We start from the raw sequence: 1,188 nt of genomic DNA on the forward strand, positions 1-1,188 counted from the left end.
CCTTTTAGGAATGGGAATGAATATTGGTTTGAGTAAGATGGCTGAAGCAACACCCGGACTTACATATAAGCAACTAGCCAATGTATCTCAATGGCGCATGTATGAAGATGCCATGAATAAAGCACAAGCCATATTAGTAAATTTTCATCATAAATTACAATTGTCTTCCTATTGGGGCGACGGTACAACATCCTCATCGGATGGTATGAGAATGCAGCTAGGTGTTTCATCACTACATGCAGATGCAAATCCACATTATGGAACCGGAAAAGGAGCAACCATCTATCGTTTTACTAGTGATCAATTCTCTTCTTACTACACCAAGATTATTCATACTAATTCAAGGGATGCGATTCATGTTTTAGATGGTTTGTTGCACCATGAGACGGATCTAAACATAGAAGAGCATTATACAGACACAGCCGGTTATACAGACCAAATATTTGGACTGACTCATTTATTAGGATTTAATTTTGCTCCAAGAATAAGAGATTTATCAGATTCGAAATTATTTACAATAGATAAAGCAAGTGAATATCCAAAATTAGAAGCCATTTTACGTGGACAAATAAATACAAAGGTCATTAAAGAAAATTATGAGGATGTTTTGCGATTAGCTCATTCTATACGAGAAGGAACAGTTTCAGCATCCCTTATTATGGGGAAATTAGGTTCTTATTCAAGACAAAACAGCCTAGCTACAGCCTTACGTGAGATGGGACGAATAGAAAAAACTATCTTTATTCTTAATTATATTTCAGATGAATCTTTAAGAAGAAAAATACAAAGAGGATTGAATAAAGGAGAATCTATGAATGGACTGGCACGAGCTATTTTCTTCGGAAAGCAAGGAGAGCTTAGGGAACGAACCATACAGCATCAATTGCAAAGAGCCAGTGCCTTAAACATAATCATCAATGCCATCAGTATCTGGAATACTTTACATCTAACAAAAGCAGTTGAATATCAAAAACGGTCAGATAGTTTAAATGAAGAATTATTGCACCATATGTCACCTCTAGGTTGGGAACATATTAATTTATTAGGAGAATACCATTTTAATTCCGATAAAAAAGTTTCGTTAGATTCTTTAAGACCATTGAAACTTTCTTAACGTTGTTAAAAATAGAGAATTCGTCAGGAAAATAGGCTTATCGTTGTAAATCCGCATTTTCCTGACGCTACCCC

1 protein-coding gene is annotated in these 1,188 nt (G+C 35.4%); it reads left to right on the forward strand.

Going from position 1 to position 1,188, the window contains the following annotated elements:
- A partial coding sequence (locus tag NiCM35_RS26605; RefSeq protein ID WP_016205497.1) for a Tn3 family transposase occupies nucleotides 1–1,114 on the forward strand: 1,114 nt, incomplete at its 5' end.
- Nucleotides 1,115–1,188: the final 74 nt, after the last annotated feature.

The organism is Niallia sp. M35 (assembly GCF_050971705.1).
Lineage (GTDB): Bacteria > Bacillota > Bacilli > Bacillales > Cytobacillaceae > Niallia > Niallia circulans_A.